The 23,459-nt window shown below is 47.6% G+C and carries 23 protein-coding genes and 1 riboswitch; of the genes, 18 read left to right on the top strand and 5 right to left on the bottom strand.

Going from position 1 to position 23,459, the window contains the following annotated elements:
* Positions 1-98 precede the first annotated feature (98 nt).
* From dnaI to BC351_RS05835, 3 genes are all read left to right on the top strand, one after another.
* A complete protein-coding gene (gene dnaI, locus BC351_RS05845) occupies positions 99-1,049 on the top strand; it encodes a primosomal protein DnaI (RefSeq protein ID WP_079409790.1) in 951 nt (316 codons plus the stop codon).
* A complete protein-coding gene (locus BC351_RS05840) occupies positions 1,039-1,350 on the top strand; it encodes a hypothetical protein (RefSeq protein ID WP_208629618.1) in 312 nt (103 codons plus the stop codon). The genes dnaI and BC351_RS05840 overlap by 11 nt, the downstream gene beginning before the upstream one ends.
* 357 nt (positions 1,351-1,707) lie before the next feature.
* Positions 1,708-1,905, top strand: coding sequence for a hypothetical protein (locus BC351_RS05835; RefSeq protein WP_079409789.1), 198 nt, complete (start codon positions 1,708-1,710; stop codon positions 1,903-1,905).
* 104 nt (positions 1,906-2,009) lie between these two features.
* Here the strand turns inward: BC351_RS05835 and BC351_RS05830 are convergent, their stop codons facing one another.
* Positions 2,010-3,011 carry a globin-coupled sensor protein gene (locus tag BC351_RS05830; protein ID WP_079409788.1) on the bottom strand — a complete coding sequence of 334 codons (1,002 nt, stop codon included), beginning with the start codon at positions 3,009-3,011 and terminating at the stop codon, positions 2,010-2,012.
* A gap of 142 nt (positions 3,012-3,153) precedes the next feature.
* A complete protein-coding gene (locus BC351_RS41385) occupies positions 3,154-3,297 on the bottom strand; it encodes a YqzM family protein (RefSeq protein WP_144028285.1) in 144 nt (47 codons plus the stop codon).
* 209 nt (positions 3,298-3,506) lie between these two features.
* Between BC351_RS41385 and BC351_RS05825 the strand changes: the two genes are divergently transcribed.
* The 3 genes from BC351_RS05825 (at position 3,507) to uvrC (ending at position 6,435) form a co-directional block, all read left to right on the top strand.
* The gene (locus tag BC351_RS05825; RefSeq protein ID WP_079409933.1) at positions 3,507-3,890 is read left to right on the top strand and encodes a MerR family transcriptional regulator; all 384 of its coding nucleotides are present in this window, start codon (positions 3,507-3,509) and stop codon (positions 3,888-3,890) included.
* 138 nt (positions 3,891-4,028) lie between these two features.
* Positions 4,029-4,343, top strand: a complete 315-nt coding sequence (gene trxA, locus BC351_RS05820; RefSeq protein ID WP_057307540.1) for a thioredoxin — start codon at positions 4,029-4,031, stop codon at positions 4,341-4,343.
* Between the two features lie 97 nt (positions 4,344-4,440).
* Positions 4,441-6,435, top strand: a complete 1,995-nt coding sequence (uvrC, locus tag BC351_RS05815; RefSeq protein WP_079409787.1) for an excinuclease ABC subunit UvrC — start codon at positions 4,441-4,443, stop codon at positions 6,433-6,435.
* Here the strand turns inward: uvrC and BC351_RS05810 are convergent.
* Complete coding sequence (locus BC351_RS05810; protein WP_079409786.1) at positions 6,395-8,029, bottom strand: CPBP family intramembrane glutamic endopeptidase; 1,635 nt, start codon at positions 8,027-8,029, stop codon at positions 6,395-6,397. The genes uvrC and BC351_RS05810 overlap by 41 nt on opposite strands.
* 214 nt (positions 8,030-8,243) lie before the next feature.
* Here BC351_RS05810 and BC351_RS05805 point away from each other — a divergent pair, with 214 nt between their 5' ends.
* The 3 genes from BC351_RS05805 (at position 8,244) to BC351_RS05795 (ending at position 11,092) form a co-directional block, all read left to right on the top strand.
* The gene (locus BC351_RS05805; RefSeq protein WP_079409785.1) at positions 8,244-9,596 is read left to right on the top strand and encodes a TrkH family potassium uptake protein; all 1,353 of its coding nucleotides are present in this window, start codon (positions 8,244-8,246) and stop codon (positions 9,594-9,596) included.
* Positions 9,597-9,606: 10 nt separating this feature from the next.
* Positions 9,607-10,269 (top strand): potassium channel family protein, encoded by a 663-nt coding sequence (locus BC351_RS05800; protein ID WP_079409784.1) that lies wholly within the window; start codon positions 9,607-9,609, stop codon positions 10,267-10,269.
* An 88-nt stretch (positions 10,270-10,357) separates the two neighbouring features.
* The gene (locus BC351_RS05795) at positions 10,358-11,092 is read left to right on the top strand and encodes a response regulator transcription factor (protein ID WP_079409783.1); all 735 of its coding nucleotides are present in this window, start codon (positions 10,358-10,360) and stop codon (positions 11,090-11,092) included.
* A gap of 66 nt (positions 11,093-11,158) precedes the next feature.
* Here the strand turns inward: BC351_RS05795 and BC351_RS05790 are convergent, their stop codons facing one another.
* Positions 11,159-12,055, bottom strand: coding sequence for a LysR family transcriptional regulator (locus BC351_RS05790; RefSeq protein WP_079409782.1), 897 nt, complete (start codon positions 12,053-12,055; stop codon positions 11,159-11,161).
* Between the two features lie 100 nt (positions 12,056-12,155).
* Here BC351_RS05790 and BC351_RS43830 point away from each other — a divergent pair, with 100 nt between their 5' ends.
* The 9 genes from BC351_RS43830 (at position 12,156) to BC351_RS05750 (ending at position 22,038) form a co-directional block, all read left to right on the top strand.
* Complete coding sequence (locus BC351_RS43830) at positions 12,156-12,290, top strand: hypothetical protein (protein ID WP_275942608.1); 135 nt, start codon at positions 12,156-12,158, stop codon at positions 12,288-12,290.
* A gap of 58 nt (positions 12,291-12,348) precedes the next feature.
* Positions 12,349-13,002 carry a succinate dehydrogenase cytochrome b558 subunit gene (locus BC351_RS05785; protein WP_079409781.1) on the top strand — a complete coding sequence of 218 codons (654 nt, stop codon included), beginning with the start codon at positions 12,349-12,351 and terminating at the stop codon, positions 13,000-13,002.
* A 16-nt stretch (positions 13,003-13,018) separates the two neighbouring features.
* Positions 13,019-14,782, top strand: a complete 1,764-nt coding sequence (gene sdhA / locus BC351_RS05780; protein WP_079409780.1) for a succinate dehydrogenase flavoprotein subunit — start codon at positions 13,019-13,021, stop codon at positions 14,780-14,782.
* A 2-nt stretch (positions 14,783-14,784) separates the two neighbouring features.
* Positions 14,785-15,549 (top strand): succinate dehydrogenase iron-sulfur subunit, encoded by a 765-nt coding sequence (gene sdhB, locus BC351_RS05775; protein ID WP_079409779.1) that lies wholly within the window; start codon positions 14,785-14,787, stop codon positions 15,547-15,549.
* A gap of 413 nt (positions 15,550-15,962) precedes the next feature.
* Positions 15,963-16,072: riboswitch (guanidine-I (ykkC/yxkD leader) on the top strand.
* A gap of 65 nt (positions 16,073-16,137) precedes the next feature.
* Positions 16,138-17,160 (top strand): ABC transporter substrate-binding protein, encoded by a 1,023-nt coding sequence (locus BC351_RS05770; RefSeq protein WP_079409778.1) that lies wholly within the window; start codon positions 16,138-16,140, stop codon positions 17,158-17,160.
* A gap of 20 nt (positions 17,161-17,180) precedes the next feature.
* The gene (locus BC351_RS05765; RefSeq protein ID WP_079409777.1) at positions 17,181-17,999 is read left to right on the top strand and encodes an ABC transporter permease; all 819 of its coding nucleotides are present in this window, start codon (positions 17,181-17,183) and stop codon (positions 17,997-17,999) included.
* 3 nt (positions 18,000-18,002) lie between these two features.
* Entirely contained in the window at positions 18,003-18,809 is an 807-nt protein-coding gene (locus tag BC351_RS05760) for an ABC transporter ATP-binding protein (RefSeq protein WP_079409776.1), read from the top strand.
* Positions 18,810-19,135: 326 nt separating this feature from the next.
* Positions 19,136-20,872: a methyl-accepting chemotaxis protein gene (locus BC351_RS05755; protein WP_079409775.1), complete on the top strand. Its 1,737-nt coding sequence runs from the start codon at positions 19,136-19,138 to the stop codon at positions 20,870-20,872.
* 107 nt (positions 20,873-20,979) lie between these two features.
* Entirely contained in the window at positions 20,980-22,038 is a 1,059-nt protein-coding gene (locus BC351_RS05750) for a LacI family DNA-binding transcriptional regulator (RefSeq protein ID WP_079409774.1), read from the top strand.
* A gap of 53 nt (positions 22,039-22,091) precedes the next feature.
* On the opposite strand, the gene BC351_RS05745 is transcribed toward BC351_RS05750, so the two are convergent.
* Positions 22,092-23,042, bottom strand: coding sequence for a cation diffusion facilitator family transporter (locus tag BC351_RS05745; protein ID WP_079409773.1), 951 nt, complete (start codon positions 23,040-23,042; stop codon positions 22,092-22,094).
* Positions 23,043-23,459 lie beyond the last annotated feature (417 nt).

Below are 23,459 nucleotides of genomic sequence, written 5' to 3'. Positions count from 1 at the left end.
AGGCTGAAGTGTGCCTGTGAGGTAACGGAGAATGTCGCTCAAACTAGAAATTAGCAACGCAAAATAGCATGCCTGATAAATTAGGAGGTGCCGCAAGCATGGAATCCCTGTCGCACTTACTCAAATCAATGCCGAATTCGGAATGGAGACGGAAAGCCGAAGACAAAATTAAAGCCGTTATGGACGATGCTTTAGTTCATAAATTTCGCCAAAAGTATCCGTTTGTCGATGACTATACGATCAAAATCAATATGAACAAGCTGTACCAATATGTGACTGAGTTCAAAACCTGCTCGCACTGTCCAGGCTTGGAACGCTGCCCGAATGATATGACAGGCCATTACACGATGCTTACGGCAGACTCTGTGAATGAGAAGCCTTTTATCCATGAGGAGAAAGTAGCCTGCAAGAAATTCAACGCGAAGCTGCTTCAGGATGCGATCAGCAGCCGCATTCGCACCTTCCACGTCGATCCGCGGATGATTTCACGCAGCTACTCGTTCGGGGATATCCTCGAGACGGATCTGGATCGGGCCAAAGCCGTGATGCAGATTAACGACTATGTCAGCCTGACGATGGAAGAAGGACTGCAGCCGCGAGGGCTGTATCTCTCCGGATCGTTCGGAACGGGCAAGACCTTCTTAATGGGCTATATGCTGCATCAGCTGGCCAAAGTCGGGATGACAGGCGCCATCGTGTATATGCCGGATTTTGCCGAGGATCTTAAGGGCATGTTCCAAGAGCCCTACAAGCTGAAAGAAACGATTGACCTTCTGAAGGATACAGATCTGCTTGTCTTCGATGATATCGGAGCGGAAAACCTCAATCCATGGCTGCGGGACCACGTCATTGGAGCGATCGTGAATCACCGGATGAATCGCAAGCCGACCTTCTTCACGTCCAATTATGCGCTTCATGACTTGGAGAAGCATTTCAGCTTCACCAACAAAGATGGCGACGAGGAATACAAGGGGCAGCGGATTATGGACCGTATCCGGCCTTTTGTGGATGTCGTTGAAGTGACGGGTACGAATAAGCGTGGGAAATAGTGGAAGTGCAGGGAGTGCAGGAAATGCAGGAAATGCAGGAAATGCAGGAAATGCAGGGAATGTAGGAAGTGCAGGGAGTGCAGGAAGTGCAGGAAGTGCAGGAAGTGCAGGAAGTGCAGGGAGTGCAGGAAGTGCAGGGAATGCGGGGACTGCAGGAAGTGCAGGGAATGTAGGGAGTGCAGGAAATGCAGGGAATGTAGGGAGTGCAGGAAATGCAGGGAATGATGGAATTGCAGAAAGTTCTGAAATGCAGCTGGAAATGATCGGAATTATGGAAATGATGGGACAGCAGGATATATAGGAAGTACAGAATATGCTGAAAGGGAACTAGGATACGCTATTTGAGGGAGAATGGGCTGGATCTAACATGGAACGGAACTACAGGGCGCTATTTGCCATAATAGGCAGGCTTCAGAGTCAAAAATGAGCAAATAAGGGATTGTAGTTCCGTTTCGATAGGGATTTGATCGATTTTCGGCAAAATAGCGGATCATAGTTCCGTTTGACGGAGTTGGGACGGAAAAAGTTGCTTCATTCTCAGAGGTGTGGAGCTGATAAGACAGTTTTTCGTCGTTAAAGCCGCCGACTTGAGTGAAAGTTCTGCTGAAGGGCTGAAAAACGAGCTTGAAGACGGAGAAATGGGCACCAAAGTGGAAGTGTGAAGCTGATTGCAATTAGACGGAGAATGGGCTCCAAAGTGGAAGTGCAGCACTGGAAAACAAGCATGCAGCAAGAGAATCGGACGCCAAGCGGAAGAGTGGAACATACAGGGGTGCTGCAGTGGAGCGGCGAATGTGAATTGCCCTGCATTCAAAATCATTCAAAGGCTTTCAAAGTCCAGCATTCAGAGTCCTGAATGCAGAATCCTGAATGCAGAATGCCGCGAGCGAATAGTCACCAGTGCTCATTCATTCTAAAAGGACCGTCAAGAGGAACAATTCCTCCTGACGGTCCTTCTCGTTATTTCTTTAATTTCTCCAGCTCGGTTGTTACATTTTCGATCATTTGCACGAACGAAGTTAATTCCTGAGCGCTTGCGGCTTGTGTGCGGGCGTAGTGGGTTGTTTCTTCGGAGCCTTTTTTGACAAGCTCCAGCTTCTGGGTGATCAGCTTCAGCTTCGATTGAATCTGGTCCAGCGATTCTCTGGAGTGCGACGCGAGCTTGCGCACTTCGTTAGCGACTACTTCGAAGCCGCGGCCATGCTCGCCGGAACGTGCGGCTTCAATGGCCGCATTCAATCCGAGCAGATGCGTCTGATCGGAAATTTCTTTCATGACAGAGCCCATTTTGGCGATGTCCTTGATTTCGTTGTTGAGCTCATCGATCCGCGAGTTGGATAACTCTTGGGATTCTGCGGTTTGGATGGCTGTATCGGCAACGGTTTGGCTGCTGCCGCCAAGCTCAACCATCATTAAGGCCAAATCTTGAACAGCGCCGGAAATCGTTGTCAGCATGTTCGCCTGCTCATCGGCGAGCGTTTGGATTTTCTGCTTCTCATCTTGCTCATAGGCTTCAAGGACGAGCTGTGAATCCAGATTGAACATTTTGCTTAGGGCATGAAGGACTTGAATCCAATCCTCGGGAAGGTGCTGTTTGAAATGGTATGTAGCTAAATCGGTATATTTTAAATAAGTGCCCAAGTACCAGGAAGTTGTTAAGCCAATGCGAGAATGTACATTTCCAATAAAGAGCCGCTTTTTAATATATTCCTCATCAATCACACCGGAAGCCATGGACAGGAAATACCAGCGCTGCGTTTCTTTGAGGCGTTCGATCGTGCTGTGCTTCTGAATTAAGGCTATGAGTTCAGGCCAAGTGATAAGCTCGGCATATAATTCGTCGACCAGCTTGTCCACGATGATCTTGAAGGCTTCTTCTTTGCTTTTCAAAAGTTGTAAATCTGCATCAGTTAACCCGATGAATGTAATGAGCTTCTGGCGTTCTGGATGAACTTTGATCATGGAATTATGACTCCTTCTGCGGTAGCATTTGGTAAAGCTGTCTAGTGCATATTACAGAGACCTCCATCAAAGAGGAAGCTGCAAGAAAAAAACCGCTTCACAGGTGAGTGCAAAGCGGCTTTCGGACTAGGCTCAAACATTCTTATTTCATTACTTGAATGACAGTTGCAACGGCTGCAATGATAAACAAGAAACCAAAGAATGCGCCAAAGCCAATACCTACATCCATGAAATCGTTACGCGGCTCTTCATACACGTGAAGCTCAGGGTGTTTAGGATCGCTCATGTGGTTACCCCCTAACGTCCGACATTCGTAGTTTAAGCTTAGTATACCCAAATTCGCCGAAAGTTGTAAAGCTTATCAAAGTGACAATTGTGCAAACAATAGCAAATATCGGCGGAAATTTTAAAATAACGCTTGACTCTAACATTAGTGTCATGGTTTACAATGAAAGCATCCTTACTTGATTAAGGAAAAGGAAAAAGGTGAAGGCCATGCGGATTAGTGAATTATCCAAGCTTACCGGTGCCAGCATTCGATCCTTACGGTACTATGAGGCCAAAGGGCTCATCGCCACTCAGCGTGAGGAGAACGGCTACCGGGTGTACAACCAGATGGTTGTTGAACGCGTGAAGACCATTCAATTCTATTTAAGCTTAGGCTTTACGACCGAACAAATTGAAAGCTTCCTTAACTGCGTTATGAAAAATCAGGAGTCGCTTTGCGATGATTTGCTGCCACTCTATACAGAGAAGCTTCAGGACATAGAGCGACAAATGGAAATGCTGCAGATGCTGCAAGCCAATTTGAAGGATCGAATCGCGTATATTGAGCAGCAAAGGATTCAGGGGCTGCCAGTAGGATTGCCTGCTAAGTAGAATGCCGGCTTCAACTTTTGGCTACACTATAGCTTGGTTGAATTGACCTACTGGTGTGGTATACTTTACTCATGAGCTGTCTTGAAGGCAGACGTTATGATCAATAAATCAAATCCATTCTTAGAAGGAGGAACTATCATGTCAATCGTGAATGTTTCTGATAACAGCTTTAAAGCAGAAGTTGAAGGAGAAGGTACAGTACTTGTAGACTTCTGGGCGCCTTGGTGCGGACCTTGTAAAATGATCGCTCCTGTATTGGAAGAGCTGGATAAAGAAATCGAATCTTTAAAAATCGCAAAAGTAAACGTGGATGACAATCCGGAATCCGCTGCTCGCTTTGGTGTTATGAGTATTCCAACACTGATCGTTTTCAAAGACGGACAGCCTGTTGATAAAGTGGTTGGCTTCCAATCCAAAGAAGCGCTCAAAAATGTAGTTTCCCGTCATCAATAATTTGTTTGAAAACTAGAAACAATTGTTCGTGTGAAAAAGCTCTTTTTCTGCTATGCTGAAAAAGAGCTTTTTTGTTGTGTGAAAGGAGATCGAGAGCATGACCGAACATGAGCAAGAAGACCCTACCCTGCGTGATCAGAGTTTAGAAGTTATTCGACATAAGCTGTCTTTACTGCCGGATAAACCAGGTTGTTATATTATGAAAAACCGTGAAGGCACCATTATCTATGTGGGCAAAGCGAAGGTCCTGAAAAATCGCGTACGCTCTTATTTCACGGGAAGTCACAGTGCCAAGACGCAAAAACTAGTCAGCGAAATCCGTGACTTTGAATATATAATTACCTCCTCGAATATGGAAGCTTTGATTCTGGAGTGTAATCTGATTAAGCAGCATCACCCGAGATACAATGTCCTCTTGAAGGATGATAAGACGTTTCCTTATATCAAAATTACTCATGAACCTCAGCCGCGCCTGGAAGTCACGCGGCGGGTGTATAAGGATAAGGGGAAGTATTTCGGCCCTTATCCGAATGCCTTCGCGGCCCAGCAGACGAAGAAGTTGCTGGACCGGTTGTATCCGCTGCGCAAGTGCAAGACCATGCCGGAGAAAGTATGCCTATACTATCATATCGGGCAGTGTCTGGCGCCTTGCGAGTTCGACATATCCGCAGAGACGAACGAGCGGATGGTGCAGGAGATCAGCCGTTTCCTGAACGGGGGACACGACGTTATTAAAGAAGAGCTGACGACCAAGATGCTGGCCGCAGCCGAGGAACTGAACTTTGAGCGCGCCAAAGAGCTGCGCGATCATATCCTGAACATCGACGCGGTCATGGAGAAGCAGAAGATCAATGCAGTCGATGCGCTGGACCGCGATGTGTTTGGCTACGCGGTCGACAAGGGCTGGATGGCTGTACATATCCAGTACATGCGTCAGGGCAAGCTGATCGAGCGGCACGTCTCACTGTTCCCTTATTATGGCGATGAGTACAATGATTTCATCACCTATGTTACCCAGGTCTACAGCGATAACCCGGCGCTGCCGAAGGAGATTTTCCTGCCTACGATGCCCGTGCAGGGGGCTGCTGCTCCTGAGGCTCATGCTGCTGCATTGCCTGCTTCTGATATCTCAGCTCTATCTGAAGATTCAGATGCGTCAGGGGCAGATGGCGCAGCGCCCGAAGCCGCGCCTCCAACCAAAGAAGCAGCACAGGCAGAAGCCGAGGAGAAGGATGTTCGGGAAGCGCTCGAATCTTGGCTGAAGGTCAAGGTGCATATTCCGCAGCGCGGATTGAAGAAGCAGATGGTCGATATGGCCAAAGACAATGCCCGCAACGCGCTCGACGAGAAATTCCGCTTGGTGGAGCGCGATGAGCGCCGCACCACCAAGGCGGTAGAGAATTTGGGCGAATGGCTTGGACTTGGCGTTATTCGCCGCATCGAGGCGTTCGATAACTCGAATATTCAAGGGACGAATCCGGTATCGGCGATGGTCGTTTTTGTCGACGGGCGGCCGGATCGGAAAGAGTACCGCAAATATAAAGTGAAGACGGTTGTTGGACCGGATGATTATGAAACGATGCGCGAGGTCATTCGTCGCAGATATGAGCGGGTGCTGAAGGATAATCTCACGATGCCTGACTTAATCGTCGTCGACGGTGGGAAAGGACAGATATCAGCCGCCCTGGATGTGCTGGAGAATGAACTGGGCCTTTTCATTCCCGTTTGCGGGCTCGTTAAGGATGCCAAGCACAAAACGGCTCAGCTGATGATTGGAGACCCGGCAGAGATCGTACCTTTGCCGCGGGACAGTCAGGAATTTTATCTGCTTCAGCGGATTCAAGATGAGGTTCACCGATTCGCGATTACCTTCCATCGGGAATCGAGAGCGAAGTCGATGGTGGTGTCGCAGCTGGATGCGATTCCTGGCATCGGCGAAAAGCGCAGGAAGGCGCTGCTTAAGCACTTCGGTTCTGTACGCAAAATCAAAGAGGCCGAAGTCGGTGACTTCAAGCCTCTAGGTATTGGTGAGAAATTAGCAAGCGAGATTCTCAAAGCACTTCAAGGCGAGGCGGCAGTTCCTCAGGAATAAGGGGACGCCGCCTTTTTCCATGCAGCCAAGCCAGAACGAAGCCGACGATACCCGGCAGCAGGATATAGAAGAGGCCTGCGAGCACGTCGCTGACGTGCCCAAGTGAGAAAAGCGACATCCCCATAAGGATGCTGTCCATGCTCGCATGCGCGAATAGGGCAGTAAGGAAGCCGTACTTCAAGAATACATAGCCAAGAATGATGCCGATGACCGTAACTTCAATCAAACGTGTATACACCGGATAAATAGGATACTGCGTATGGCTGGCCGCCCAGATGACACTTGGAATCAGAACGGCAATAAAGTTATTGCGAAACAGCTTTTTAAATAAAATAATGCCAAGCAAGCGATAGGTTGCTTCCTCGGAAATAGCGGCAACCCAAGCCATCAGCGGGAAGAAGCGGGGCTCGATCATATTGAGCACAGAATCTGTAGGATCGTTGACAGCCCATACATCAAATCCTGTTTCACCTGCGTAGAACAGCACCTGCTGAACGCCGAGAATGAAGAGGGCAAGTAAATAGCCGCGTCCCATACCGTGATAAACTTCTGCGCCGAACTTGGTTTCTTTCCATGCAGGCCACTTGAACTGCCCGCTTGCTGCCCACAAGCCTGTTCCGGCGACCAGGGCGAAATAAAGCGAAATGCCAAGCAGCAGCGTGACGACATTCATGAAAATGATGGCAGCCCATGTTGCAAAATCGCTATTGGCATCACCGCTCATGGACCGAAAGGCGGGATACATATTAAAGTTATTGGTGATGTAAATGGCTAGAAATACGGCCGTTAACAACAAGCCTCGACTGAACTTCATATGTTTTCTATAAATGATGGCAAAAACAACAGAAGCAAGTGTCATGAGGACCGTAAAGCCCATGGAGATCCAAGTCATAACGGAAGCAGATTGATCTTGTTGAACGATCCAAGCCAGGTGGGAGGGCGGTAAGCTGAACTGCACCGTGTAACCAACCAGAGTTTTATCATCAAAATCAGTTCGGACTTGCAGATTAGACTCGCCTAATGGAGTGGAGGGCTTGGTGTAATAAAGCGTCGTCATCCCTTGTTTCCCTGTATCCGAATCCGCTTTGTCGAGAAGCTTCATCTCGTCAGGATCAAAGCCTTGTGCACGCATCTCTTGCTTGGCTAGAATATCTGCCTTCTGCAGGCTGATCGCAGCGCCGGTCCCGGAAGCAGTCGTTTCACGCCAGCCGATAATCCCTGCATTTTTATAATTAATCTCAACTTGGAATTGCCTGTGGGACTTTGGGTCCGCAACTTGTACCTGATAATAATCGATAGGGTAACGTTCCCCGTAAGTCTCAGCGTAGAGCTTCGATAAGTGTTCTTTTTGCAAATAACCGCTGCGGTCTTTCTTGGATTGATACACGACGAAAGTGTCTGGACTCTTGATGCCGTAACGATCGCTGACAAAGCGAGACGCGCTTTCCGCGGCTTGTTCTTTGGTTATGGAAGGATTTTCTCCAGCTGGCGCCTCTTCTGTTCGGAGTCCGTATAGAACGCTTATTGCCACATACAGCGCGATCCCGATACTGGCTAGAATAAGGAGATGACGGTTTAATTTCGGCCTTAGCATAAGAAAAGTTCCCTTCTATATTCACAATTATGAAACCCTGCTTCCCACGTTACCACAGATTAAAAAGAATGCCAATTCAGTGGTAGTAAAGAATCCGAAACAGTTATATAATACCTATCAATTGCATGCATGCCGAATTTCTTCATGTTAACGGGGAAACCTACTGTTGAAAAAATGAAATTCCGTGTCCTTTGCATATTTTTCAGGAGGCGCTATGAATAGAAAGTTGAATTTTTGGCAAATGACACCACCTCAAATTCTGGTCCTTGGATTTGCCGCCATCATCGTTCTCGGAGCCTGTCTTCTGACGCTTCCATTTGCTTCAGCAACAGGGCAGTCCATTCCGTTTATTGATGCGCTTTTTACCGCGACTTCCGCGACCTGTGTAACGGGATTAGTCGTTGTTGACACAGGGAGTTCCTATACGATGTTTGGACAAATTGTCATTGTCAGCTTGATTCAGGTCGGCGGATTAGGCTTTATGACGATGGCTACTTTAGTGGCGCTGGTATTTCGCAAAAAAATTACGCTGAAAGAGCGATTGGTTCTGCAGGAAGCTTTTAACCAAGGCAGTATGGAAGGCATTGTTCGCTTGATTCGGCGGGTCCTTATTTACTCCTTAACCATAGAAGCGATAGCAGCAGTCATTTTTACAATTCGTTGGACCTTTGACCTGGGTTTCTCAAAAGCTTTGTATTTCGGCATCTGGCATGCTATTTCCATGTTCAACAATGCAGGCTTTGATTTATTTGGTACTGTAGATGCCCCTTTCGTTTCATTAACGGGCTACGTCAATGATTTCGTCGTCAACTTTGTGGCCATGGCCCTGATTGTGCTTGGGGGAATCGGCTTCATTGTGATGTCTGAGGCGATCGATTATCGCACCACCAAACGTCTCTCCCTGCATTCCAAAGTTGTGCTAAGTATGACAGGACTGCTCATTGTGCTTGGTGCCCTTATCATCTTTATATTCGAATATACGAATAACAGAACAATAGGCTCGCTAGATTTAGGCGGCAAAGTATTGGCTTCTTTCTTCCAATCCGTAACACCGCGGACAGCAGGTGCTAATACGGTGGATATTGGCGCGATGCGTCAAGCCTCCCAATTTTTCATTGTTATCCTGATGTTTATCGGAGCTTCGCCGGGCTCAACTGGAGGCGGAATCAAGACGACGACCTTCACGATTCTTATCGCTGCGATTGTGACTATGATCCGCGGGAAAGAAGATATTGTGATTTTTCGCAGCCGTTTGGCGAAGGATCGCATTCTCAAAGCGATTACGTTGACTATGATGGCTTTATGTTTAGTCATCATGGTCACGATGTTATTATCAACGACAGAGGACTCGCAATTTTTGAAAATCTTGTTTGAGGTCACCTCAGCCTTTGCAACTGTAGGATTGACCATTGGCTTGACGCCTGATTTAACGACTTTTGGCAAAATTCTAATTTGTTTGACGATGTTTGCCGGGCGATTAGGTCCGTTTACACTCGCTTATGCGCTGCAACCGAAGCAAGAGAAGGAACTGTATAGATACCCTGAGGGGAAAATCACGATTGGATAGGGGTAAGGAAATGAAGAAGACGCAGTATGTGGTTGTAGGCCTTGGACGCTTTGGGGCCAGTATTTCCAAGGAGTTAATTAAGCTGGGCAATGAAGTGCTTGGCATTGATAGAGATGAGGAAGCGGTTGATGAAATGAGCCAATTCCTCACCCATACCGTTGTAGCGGATGCTACGGATGAAGATGTTCTTAAATCCCTAGGCGTCCGCAACTTTGATTGTGCCGTTGTGGCCATCGGGGACGATATTCAATCCAGCATTCTGGCAGCGATTGTCCTCAAAGATTTGGGGGTCAAGAAGGTTGTGGCCAAAGCCTTATCTGAGCTGCATGGCAAAGTTTTACAGAAAATAGGGGTAGATCGCGTCATCTATCCGGAGAGAGACATGGGGATACGTGTAGCGCATCAATTGAATTCACCGAATTTACTGGACTACATTGAAATTTCCAAGGATTATACGATTGCCGAGCTTTCTGTGCCTAAACGCCTGTGCGGCTTGACGATCAGAGAGTTGGATCCCCGTGCCAAATTTGGCTGCAGCGTTGTAGCGATCAATAAACAAACCGGCGTCATCATTGCACCCACCGCAACAGATGTGGTGAATGAGAACGACATGATGGTCATTATCGGGACGAATGTTCAGATTGATAAGTTTGAGAGCGAAGTGATTAGGTAGCCAAGCAAATGTCTATTTTCGACTATTAAGCCCGCAACTTTAGCGTACGTGCACAACGAGAGAATTTCCAGGCGAAGGTGGATTCCCTATGTATAAAGTGTTAATGATTGAAGACGACGCCATGATCGGCGATATGGTTTCGATGTATTTGGGTGAAGAGGGGTTCCAGGTCATTCGGAAGGAAAATGGGGCAGAAGGGGTCGTGGCGGTCCGTCAGTTTGCACCGGATATTATTTTGCTGGATCTCATGCTGCCCGATATGGATGGTCTTGAGCTATGCAGGCATGTTCGCCAGACATCCGGCGTGCCGATTATGATTGTCTCTATGAAAAGCAAGGTGGTTGAGCGTGTCAAAGCACTTGGAGCGGGTGCAGATGATTACATGTGCAAGCCTTTCAGCATGCATGAAATGAGTGCACGCGTGCACGCGCTGATTCGTCGTTCGAATACCTATCAGAAAGTTGTTGATACCAAACGAGCGCCATCTGCGGTACTTATCGAGAATAAGCTGGAAGTCTCAGAAGAGTTGTTGACGGTGGATAAAAGCATTGAGCTAAATCTGCATACACGTTCTATGCTTGTTCGTGGTCATGTTGTGGAAACGACGTATTCGGAGTTTGAAATTATGAAATGCTTCATCAATAACCCTGGCCGCGTGTTCAGTCGAGAGGATTTGCTGCAGACCGTTCGCGGCTTCGACTCCTACGTGACGGATCGGGCGATTGACGTACATATCGCTAATCTTCGCAAAAAAATTGAGAATAACCCTAAGGAGCCACAGCGGATTCGGACCGTCTGGGGCGTGGGATACAAGTACGTATAGCACGCTAATCATACAAACAGCCAACTCTCCAAGCATAGGGGAGTTGGCTGTTTTAGAATCCATTGTTTAGTGATGTTTGGCGAAGCAGGTGACAGCCTGATTGATGAACTTCATTGCCTCAGGGTTATCGGAAGTGTGGTCGGAGTAGATCAGAGATGTCGTCCGCTTGGTCTGCTCCAATTCCGCCAATTGACGCAGGATCAATTCATTATTGCGGATTAAGTCTTCCCGTAAATACGATTTTGGCAGCAATGTAGCTGTTTTGCAGGTGGAAACAAGCCGGATAATCGCCTCGAAGGAATCGATCTCCATTTGCACATTCGGGAAAATGGTATAGCGATGAAAAAGCTCATCCATCAAGATGCGATACCAGGTCCCCTTCGAGAAGAGAATCATCGGCAGCTCATTCAAATCCTTCATTGTGATCGTCGTACGATCAATGAAGGGATGGCCAAGCGGCAGCACCAGACAGAGGTGGTCATCGAATAATGGCTCGCAATGCAGGCTCGATGCATTAATAAGGGAAGCGACAACACCGATGTCTACTTTGTTTTCTTTGACCATCGTTACGATTTCATGCGTTTTGCCGGTAAGAAGTTTAATCTCGGTCAGCGGATATTCCTGTAAATAGTCGGTAATGAGATCGGGAAGGGTAGCTTGCAAGGTTGTCAGACTGGCTCCGATGGTGATGGAGGAATGGCTGCCTGCGGCTTTATACATCTGGATGGTTTGTTTGAATTTACGCTCTAAGTGGCGAAGCTCGATAGCATGGTCGTAGCAAATCTGACCGACTTTGGTTAGCTCCAGTCGTTTCCCTTTGCGAATGAAGAGCTCCACGCCCAAATCTTCCTCCAGCTTCATGATTTTGCGGGAAAGCGCAGGTTGCGAAATATTAAGCAGTTGAGACGCTTTATTGAGGCTGACCTGTTCGACAACAACAGCGAAAACGTCCAGAAGTTCCATGCTCATTTCAGCTCCATTTCGATTTATATATGTGAATTAGTTATAAGCGTATATAAAAAAACGGCACTTCCATTATAAGCGTGAAAGAGGTACGATGTACATGTCACTTTTTATTCACATTTATTGGCTGGCCGTGTATATTCGCTCACTGCTTTGGCGCAAAATAGGCGTGGATGATTATGGGTTGACGCTCGTTTGCGGCGAGAGTAGAATGGTATGTGGCTTGTTTGTCTAAACATGTCAGATGTTAGTTTTAGTTTATGAATTTTGTTGAGGGGGGAATTGGTTACATTATGGGTAATTCGTATTACTTTCGAAAGATCCACTCTTTGTTAGGTGTCATTCCAGTGGGCTTCTTCCTTATTGAGCATTTGCTCACTAACTATGAAGCAACCAAAGGGCCGGCGGCCTTCGTGGATCAAATTAACTGGCTGAACGGTCTGCCTCTGGTTCTGCTCATGGAAATCGTGGGAATCTGGCTTCCGCTTCTTTATCATGCCGTTTATGGACTTTATGTCGCGTATCAGGCACGGAATAATGTATCGAGCTATGGGTATTTCCGCAATCAAATGTTCATGCTTCAACGGGTGACCGGCGTTATCACGTTCTTGTTCGTTGCTTGGCATCTCTTCGAAACGCGTTTGCAGGTTGCTTTAGGCAATGTGGCGCATGAGGATCTCGGCAGAACGATGCATGATATTGCAACGAATCCAGTCATTTTTACGATTTATGTTATCGGTGTTGTTTCAGCAAGCTTCCATTTCTGTAATGGGATTTGGTCGTTCCTAGTTAGCTGGGGGATTACAGTTGGACCACGCGCGCAGCGTTATTCTTCCATTATTTGGATGGCTGCATTCGTTGTGATGTCCGTTATGTTTATTATGTCATTGGTAGCTTTTACAGGTACGGAATTTTCGGTTCCGGTAGAAGCACATTCGGGGCATTAAGGGAGGGTGAACAGAAGTGGCTAATTCGAAAATCATCGTCGTTGGCGGAGGCCTTGCGGGACTCATGGCGACAATTAAAGCAGCAGAAGCCGGGGTTCATGTGCAATTGTTCTCCTTGGTACCTGTGAAACGATCCCACTCCGTATGTGCGCAAGGCGGCATTAACGGCGCGGTGAATACCAAAGGTGAAGGTGACTCCACATGGGAGCACTTTGATGATACAGTTTATGGCGGAGATTTCTTGGCAAATCAACCGCCTGTTAAAGCATTATGTGACGCAGCTCCAGGGATTATTCACTTGATGGACCGGATGGGCGTTATGTTCAACCGTACGCCAGAGGGTCTTCTTGACTTCCGCCGTTTCGGCGGAACCAAATATCACCGTACGGCATTCGCGGGCGCAACGACGGGTCAGCAGCTCTTGTACGCGCTGGATGAGCAAGTACGCCGCTGGGAAACAGCAGGTCTCGTAACGAAGTTCGAGCACTGGGAATTCCTCGGTTCCGTTCTGGACGACGACAATGTTTGCCGTGGTATCGCAGCTCAAGATTTGCGCAGCATGGAAATTCAAACGTTCCCGGCTGATGCGGTTATCTTGGCAACAGGCGGTCCTGGGATTATTTTTGGTAAAACAACGAACTCTGTTATCAACACGGGGACAGCAGCGAGTGCGGTTTACCAACAAGGCGTTAAGTATGCTAATGGGGAAATGATTCAAATTCACCCGACTGCGATTCCGGGAGATGACAAGCTTCGCTTGATGTCTGAATCCGCGCGTGGTGAAGGCGGTCGTATTTGGACATACAAAGACGGCAAGCCTTGGTACTTCCTGGAAGAGAAATATCCGGCTTACGGCAACTTGGTGCCGCGTGATATTGCAACGCGTGAAATCTTCTCCGTCTGTGTGGACCAGAAGCTTGGCATCAACGGCGAGAACATGGTTTACCTTGATCTTTCTCATAAAGATCCGAAGGAGCTTGATATCAAGCTTGGCGGCATCATGGAGATTTACGAGAAATTCATGGGCGACGATCCACGCAAAATCCCAATGAAGATTTTCCCAGCGGTTCATTATTCTATGGGCGGAATCTGGGTTGACTATAACATGATGACGAACATTCCAGGTCTATTCGCGGCTGGCGAGTGTGAGTATCAGCATCACGGTGCGAACCGTCTGGGTGCGAACTCGCTCGTTTCGGCGATCTATGACGGAATGGTTTCCGGTCCTAAAGCGGTTGAGTATATCCGCGGTCTAGAGAAACATGCTGACGACACGTCTTCCATCGTGTTTGATCGTGAGAAGAAACGTCATACAGATCGTTATGAGAACTTGCTCAAAATGAACAATGGCACAGAGAACGCCTACGTTCTGCACAAAGAGCTTGGCGACATGATGAACGCGAATATGACGGTTGTTCGCTACAACGATCGTTTGGAAGATACGATCGGCAAGATCAAAGATTTGAAAGAAAGATACAACAACATCAACATCACCGATACGGCACGTTGGAACAACCAAGGGGTTGCGTTCACGCGTCAGCTTTGGAATATGTTCGAATTGGCTGAAGCGATGACGCTTGGCGCCCTGCTGCGTAACGAGAGCCGCGGCGCGCATTACAAGCCGGAATTCACAGAGCGTGATGATGAGAATTTCATGAAAACGACAATTGCCGATTGGACGCCGGATGGCCCGAAAATCAGCTATGAAGACATTGATGTATCTTTGATTGCACCGCGGAAACGTGACTACTCCACGGAGAAGAAAAAGGGAGGACATTAATCATGGCTGAGACACTAAGCGCACAAAAAACAGTGAAGTTTATCGTGACTCGTCAAGAGAGTCCAGATTCCAAACCTTATACCGAGGAATTTGAAATTCCTTATCGCTCCAATATGAACGTTATCAGCGGCTTGATGGAAGTTCAACGTAATCCTAAGAACGCCAGCGGCCAAAAGACGACTCCGGTTTGTTGGGAATCCAACTGTCTAGAGGAAGTTTGCGGAGCTTGTTCCATGGTTATCAATGGCAAACCGCGCCAAGCTTGTTCGGCGCTTGTTGATAAGCTGGAGCAGCCAATTCGCGTAGCGCCGATGAGCACGTTCCCGGTAATGCGTGACTTGGTTATCGACCGCGGACGCATGTTCAACGCTTTGAAAAAGGTAAAAGCATGGGTTCCAATCGATGGTACGTATGATCTTGGACCTGGGCCGCGTATGGCTGAGTCGAAGCGTCAATGGGCTTATGAGCTGTCCAAATGTATGACATGCGGCGTTTGTCTGGAAGCTTGTCCGAACGTGAATGACAAGAACTCCTTTATCGGACCGTCCGCGTTATCCCAAGTTCGTCTCTTCAATGCGCATCCAACGGGTGAAATGAACAAAGACGAGCGTTTGGATACGCTGATGACAGATGGCGGTATTGAAGGCTGTGGAAACTCACAGAACTGCGTACGCTCTTGTCCGAAAGGTATTCCGCTTACGACTTCCATCGCAGCGTTGAATGCAGATACAACGAAACATTTGTTCAAGAAATGGTTAGGCGTGTAATCGGTATTGCAAAAATAAAGCCCGATGTCCTGAATGACAGGATGTCGGGCTTTTCTGCATGTGAATGAGGACTAAGGTGAAGTGGAGGAATCTGTTGTTGATGAATCTTTTTTATTTATAGGGGGAATCGAGAGAGGATGCTGGGATTGTGTGTGCCCTTCTTGCAAGACAGGTATGAAAGGACTTGTTAATGAAGAGGAAGTCGGCTTCATTGGTTGAATATCTAACATGTGAATGTGGAAATGAATCGAGTACATCGTAAACACCTCCGTTAGACTACTTATGTGTTATATATTATTACATTTTAGATGTACTTGACAATAAAATTATTTATTTATGTTAAGTATATTGACATATAAGCGAGATGTAAGTATGATAAGAACAAATGTAAGACTCCGTACCAATTTCATAGCACACATGTTTTCTAGGGTTCCGCGGCAGAATGAAGGCTGTTGGTCTGGTCCAAGAGAAGACACACGATGGCGCTTCATCGTGCACACGGAGGGATAAAAGCCCGGGAGGATATCAGAATATGATATCATCCTGGGCTTTTCTTTTTACCAGTTGACAGGGAGAGGGAGAATCAGAATGAGACAAAGAATGGTATTTCTGATGATGGCCGTGTTATTGACGTTTACGGTAGTTAGCGGATGCACGAGCAAAGAGGCGGCAAGCACCAAGTCAGGGGACAGCGGTGAGCCTATCAAATTGGCGCTTAGCCCATGGCCAGGTTGGTTTGTCTGGTATTTAGTGAAGGAGAAAGGCTTCTTCGAGAAAAACGGGGTGAAGGTAGATCTCGTCTGGTTCCCTGTCTATAGTGATTCCTTATCGGCGCTGGCCTCTGGCAAGGTGGATGCGAATAGCCAAACATTAAGCGACACGCTTGCTCCTGCGAGTAAAGGCATTAAGCTGAAAGCCGTTCTGGTGAACGATAACTCCAATGGCGGAGACGGGGTTGTGGTGAAACCGAGCATTAATTCACTGAAGGATTTGAAAGGGAAAAAAGTCGCTACAGAGCTGGGAACAGTTGATCATCTCCTAATGCTGACTGCGCTGGAGAAAGCAGGACTTGGAGAGAAGGATGTCGCTTATACGAATATGACAGTGAACGATGCAGGACCGGCTTTCATTTCGGGCAACTTGGATGCTGCGGTATTATGGGAACCATTCCTCAGCAAAGCGATTCAAGAAGGCAAGGGCAAGCTCTTATTTTCATCCAAAGACACGCCTGGACTTATTCCTGATCTGCTCGTTTTCAAAGAAGAAATCACCCGAAATCGTCCGGATGATGTCAAAAAGATCCTTAACGCGTGGTTCGATGCGCTGGACTACTGGAAGGCAAATCCGGAAGAATCCTTGAAGATTATGGCCAAGGCAGCTGAGACTCCAGTTGATGAATACAAGGCTGGCGTAGATAGCGTGAAAATCTTCCAGCTTGAAGATAATGTGAAAGCTTTCCAAAAAGGCGATTCTTATGAATCCTTGCCATTCACATCGCAGAAGACAGCCGAGTTCCTGAAGGGGCTGGATATGCTGACGTCCATTCCGAACGCAGATAGCTTCCTGGACGGCCACTTTGTTGAAGAGGTGCTCAAGGAGCGCAAGAAATAACAGTGAAATGAGGGTGCTCTATGGAGACGACTATCAAAAAGAGACGCAAATCTACGTTGTTTGCCATAAGGGGCGATATTCATCGTAGAACGTATATGTCGGGTGTTGTGCTGATCGTTGTGTTGGTTTTGGCATTTTGGAGCTTGCTCAGTTACGGGAATTTCGTCAATCGCACGTTCCTGCCTACGCCGGATCAAGTGCTGCTTCAGTTCGTGATTCAGCTGCAAAGTGCTGTATTTTGGCATCATGTGGGCATCAGTATTTTTCGTGTAGGGGCAGGGTTCTTGCTTGCTTGTTTGTTAGGGATTCCGCTTGGCATACTGGCGGGTACATTTCGTTTCGCTGAAGCGCTGCTGGTACCTCCGACTGAATTTATTCGCTATATGCCGGCGACGGCGTTCATTCCACTCATTATGGTTTGGGCGGGGATTGGCGAGTGGGCGAAAGTCATCGTAATCTTCATCGGCTGCTTCTTCCAGCTCATGCTGATGGTTGCAGATAATACCCGCTCGGTATCCAATGATTTGCTGCAAACCTCGTATACCTTGGGGGCGAATCGCTGGCAGGCTATCGAGAAGGTGCTGATCCCAGCGCTGCTGCCTGATCTGATGAACACGATGCGTTTGATTATCGGATGGGCTTGGACGTATTTGGTCGTCGCGGAACTGGTTGCGGCTAGCAGCGGACTTGGCTTCTCGATTATGAAGGCGCAGCGGTTTCTCAACACGGATCTCATCTTCGTTGGAATTATCGCAATTGGGTTGCTGGGGCTGCTTACGGATCGAACATTCGCCTATTGTCATCGCAGATTTTTTCCATGGCTGGAAGGAGGGCGTTAAATTATGCATGCTTTGAATCGAGAGCCCTTCGTTGAAACGGTTGCTGCCGTGAGTAAAATTAGCGCTACCGATGTGACAAAAGTATACAGCACGAAAAAATCGCAGTTCGTCGCGTTGGATAGAGTCTCGTTTCATGTGGATGCCCATGAGTTCGTTAGCTTCGTTGGTCCATCTGGTTGTGGGAAATCGTCCCTGCTGAGAATTGTTGCGGGTTTGGAGACGATGACGACCGGATCGATGAGCATCTCGGGCCACGAAATTGACGGTCCCGGTGCCGATCGCGGGATGGTGTTCCAGAGCTACACGCTATTCCCGTGGCTCTCCGTAAGGGAGAACATCGAGTTCGGACTGACGCTGAAGGGTGTTCCCCTGTTTGAAAAGAGGGCCATCTCCGATCATTTCATGGAACTGGTGGGCTTGCATAAGTTTGCGCGATCCTTGCCGAAGGAACTCTCGGGCGGGATGAAGCAGCGCGTGGCGATTGCACGGGCTTTGGCTAACAATCCAGAGGTGCTGCTGATGGATGAGCCTTTCGGCGCGCTCGATCCGCAGACCAAGAATTCGATGCAGGAGCTGCTGCTGCGCATCTGGGAGAAGGAGAAGACGACCGTTGTCTTCATCACGCACGATATCGAGGAAGCTATCTTCCTCTCTCAGCGTGTCTACGTGATGCAGGCCCATCCAGGCACGATTCGCAAAGAAATCGTGATCCCGCCTGGTTTGCGAGCGGTCGAAGACGTGAAGGATTCGGAGTCCTTCATGAAGCTGAAGAAGCAGATCATTTCGCTGATTGGGCATCATGAGGAGTGAAAGAGCAAGCTTGGCCGGTTGTCGGTCAGGCTTTTTTTCGTTCGGCAAGGCTCTCGTTTCTTGCGAGAGAAAGCCCCCTGAGCCTACCGAAAAGGCAGTCTCAGGAGCTATGCATCCTCCCACTCTAAGAAGTCATCCCTAGCAGCTGAAAAGCTCGCTTCCCGTATAGAAAGAGAATTTCACAGAATGGTCAAAATAATTGAAGTATCTTCAACTTTTTAGGTCTCAAAATTTGAAATTATAGTCTAATAGTATTAGTCTGTTAGGGAGATGGTGCCAATATTTACTAATAAAAACGTGAAATTTGTCGAATGGAGTGAAGAGCTATGATTAAACTAACGATCCGCAAAAAGCTTTTGCTCGTATCTTTCCTGTTATTAGTGGTCCCGATAATTGCGCTGGGATTAGTGACAAATAAGGTTTCTGGGGATTCAACCCACGCACTCATTGAAACAGGTTTGAAGAACAACGTTAGATTGGCTACTGAGATGTTGAACTCATTAGATAAAGCGGTACAAAAAGGGGTTATTACCAAAGAAGATGCTCAGAACCAACTGCGCGTTATGCTGTTAGGGGAGAAACGAGCAGATAATACAAGGCCCATAAATACACATATTGATTTGGGCGAGAATGGGTACTTTTTCATTATGGATGAAAAAGGCAATCTACTGGCACATCCGCTGCTGGAAGGCCAAAATATTTGGGACAAGCAAACAAGCGATGGCACGCATTACATTCAAAATATGATTAAAACGGCGCAAACAGGCGGGGGTTTTACTTATTACGATTGGCCGCTCCCTAATTCCAAAAAAGAAGCGAGCAAGCTTACTTACAGCGAGCTATCGACTTCCTGGGGCTGGATTATTAGTGCAGGTTCCTATATGCAGGATTATGATGCGGGGCAGCGCCATATTTTATCTGCTATGCTAATTACACTGATTGTCTGCTCGGTAGTAGGCATAACGCTTTTCACTTTCTTCGCGCTTCATATCTCCAGACCGATAATTCGTGTGGCTGATCAGGCAGAGCGCATGGCCGCAGGGGATTTGAGCGGTGAGAAAATAGTGGTATCCAGTCGTGATGAGACGGGGCAGCTTGCGAGCTCTTTCAATACGTTATCCGATAGCCTAAGAGAGCTTGCAGGGAACCAGCTTTTGAGCGCCAATGTGTTGGCTGCCTCTTCTATGACGCTTTCCAGTATCATTTCAGAAACGACGCAAGCCGTGAATCAGACTTCACATGCGATCACCGAAGTGGCTGCTAGTAATGAAACGCAAGCGAGCAGTATTGAAGAAACCTCAAGAGCGATGGAGGAAATGTCGACGGGTATCCAGCGCATAGCGATTACTTCCAACACGGCATTCGAGGCGTCGGTCGGCACACTTCAGGAAGCGGAGAACGGCAATGAATTAAGTCTAAGGTCCACGGTACAAATGACGGCTGTAAGCAGCACGGTCGGGGATCTAAGCGGGGTTATCCATCAGTTGGGGGACCGCTCTCAGCAAATCGGACAGATCGTAGAGGCAATCCGGGAAATTTCCGCACAAACCAATTTGTTAGCGTTGAATGCTTCGATCGAAGCTGCGCGAGCAGGGGAGAACGGTAGAGGATTCGCTGTTGTGGCAAGTGAAATTAGGAAGTTAGCTGAGCGCTCGAATGATTCTGCCGCTCAAGTGGCGGAGCTGATTGAAGACATTCAGAATGATATCCAATACGCTGTGGGCTCGATGCAAAAAGGTGAACACGAAGTGGAAGCAAGTGTTGCCGCTATTCGTGAAACGGGAGAAGCCTTTACACGTATCTTGCAAGCGACACGAAGTGTTGTTATGCAGGTGGAAGAGACTTCAGCGGCTGCCGAGCAGATGTCTGCCAGCTCGCAAGAAATTTCGGCGGCTCTGCAGGAGATGGAGCAGGTGTCATCCAATACGGCGGGAGCAGCGCAGATTGTGTCTGCGGCTACGGAAGAGCAGTTAGCTTCAATGGAAGAAATTGCTTTATCTGCCCAGAAGTTAAGTCAAATGTCGGACCAGATGAAACAGTTGATAAACAATTTTAAAATGTAGTCTAAGGCCTGTGAAATTTCTTCAGAATTGCCAGTTATTGTTCATTTGACGAGCGTTTTGCTTCTCGATAAAATAAGTGTAAGTGTTTCAAGAATGAGGGAAGTCTGATGAGCAAAAGTAAACAGCCTACAATTATTGATGTGGCTTCAGAAGCCGGCGTATCTATAGCCACGGTGTCTAATGTGTTGAATCGCAGGAAGGTCCCGATGGCGCCTGAAACGATACGCAAGGTGGAAGAAGCCATTGTGCGGTTAGGTTATCGGCGCAATGTGATGGCGACGAATTTGAGTCGACGCCGTTCTTATGAATTAGGGCTCATCATTCCGCATTTTGGCGGCTATTATGGCCGCTTCGCGGAGAGCTTGGAACAGAAGGTGCATCGCTTCGGTTATCATTTATCGGTATTTTCAGCAGCTGGCATGGACCCGGAGATCGAACAGCGCCACCTAGAGCATTTGCTGCAGCGCAGGGTTGATGGCTTAGTGAGCCATGGGCTGGCGATGAGCATGAAGTCGACGCAGCAGCTCGTTGGAGGCGGCACCCCGCTTGTCATCTTTAATGGTTGGGGCTGGCCGGAAGAAATCGTCCAATTAGCTGTTAATCTGGATTTCGCGAAGGCCTCTGCGCAAGCGGTGCGCTCTTTCCTCAATAATGGCTGCCGCTCCGTCATCTACGTTGGCAAAAGCAACGGAATGGGAGCGAACGATCAGCGTATCCAAGGTTTCCTTTCAGGACTTGGCAATGATTCTGAACCCGTTGTACATGCGCTATTGGATGTCAGCGAACTAGGTGTTGCCCGCACACTGGATGAGGCCCTGCGCTTGAGCGGAGAATGCCGCCCGATCGGCATCTACACATTTAATGATGCATTGGCGCTGGAGATTCTGGCACTCTGCCATGAGCGAGGCATCCGGGTACCCGAAGATGTACAACTGATAGGGATGGATAATGAACTCTATTCCAAAGCGAGCTTTCCGGCTATAACGAGCTTCGATATGCCCGTAGATTTGCAAACCAGCCTGGTTGCGGCATTTCTTATGAAGCAGATTGGCGAGGACTTGGACGAAGAGAGCACGCTGCTCCTTGAAGAGCATTTGCCTCGCGCCATTGGCCATGAACTGCTGATTGATCTGGACATGATCGTAAGGAAGTCAACGATTGCATAAAAAAAGACCGTTACCTGACTCTCAATGTGTTGAGAGGGGAGTAACGGTCTTTTTTAAATACGCACCTGTCTCTGGTGTTTCAGAAATTCTTTGCCATATTCCCCATGCGGATTAATGTCGGCGTGCTCAATCTGGATCGTGGAATGCTCGATGCCATATTTGCTTTTGAGCGTCTCATTAATGGCTAGAATCACGCAGAAAGGTTGAATGTTCGGATTGATGAACACATGAGCTGATAAGGAATAGTGATCGGTGGATACCGACCAAAGATGCATTTCATGGACATCCTCGACACCTTCTACCTGCCCGATCGCTGAGCGAATCTCGTCGAGATTGAACTGCTCAGGGACGGATTCCATGAGAATTAAATAGGATTCTTTAATGATTTTGGCTCCGCCAGTAAAAATAATGCCTCCAATCACCATCGAAATCACAGGATCAAACCAGAGAAGTCCCGTGTAATAGATGACAATCGATGAAACGATGACCCCAACAGAGCTGAGGAGATCTCCGAAAAAGTGCCAGAGCGCGCTTTTTACATTCAGATTATCTTCCTCTTTCACACTATGGTGGAGTACAAGGGTAAGTACCAGGTTAACGATGAAACCGATAGAAGCAATAACAAGCATAAGGCCAAGCTGAATAGGTTGAGGGTGAAGGATACGCTGAATACCTTCGATAAAGATCCCCAATGCAATGACACAAAGTGCCAAGCCATTCAAGAATGAGGCAATAATTTCAAACCGCAAGAAACCAAAAGTAAACCGAGCATTGGGTTGACGCGTTGCCAGATGAATGGCGATCATGCTTAATCCCAGAGCAATAACGTCAGAGATCATATGAGCGGAATCAGATAGCAGTGCGAGTGAATTGGACAGCACCCCGCCTACAATTTCTACGATGGTGAAAAAAGCGGTCAGTATGAGCGTGATCCACAACGTATGCCTTGATTTGCTTTGTTCTTTCACGTGATGAAGATGGTGGTAGTCGTATTCGGTACTCATACAGATCCTCCTTATTTATAATAATTCTAATTAAGATATAGTTATTATATGCTACACGCCTGTTAGGTGCAACTAAATTTCTTGTAAAATATATTCTGCGGATATTTCTAGGCATCCTTCGTCTGGAAAATCAGCAAATGAGTGAAAGCCTGCGATTATACATGCTTTTCGTCTGGAGAATTAGCAAATGGGTGGAAAGCCTGCAATTGTGCATCTATTAGTGCGCTTTTTTCAATGGCAGAGTAGAAAAGCTTGAAAAGCCTGCATAATCGCAGGCTTTCGCTGTTTTCACACGTTTTGATGAAAAAAGCCTGTATTTACGCAGGTTTTCCAAATTTGATGAGGGAGGACTTTGCCCAAACGGTGGCGCAGTCGCGTATCATCGCTTGGCTTTGGTTGTCATCGGCTCTTATTTGT

The organism is Paenibacillus ferrarius (genome assembly GCF_002027705.1).
Lineage (GTDB): Bacteria > Bacillota > Bacilli > Paenibacillales > NBRC-103111 > Paenibacillus_E > Paenibacillus_E ferrarius.
Note: the sequence above shows the minus strand (reverse complement) of the source record. Positions and strands in the feature narration are given on the sequence as shown.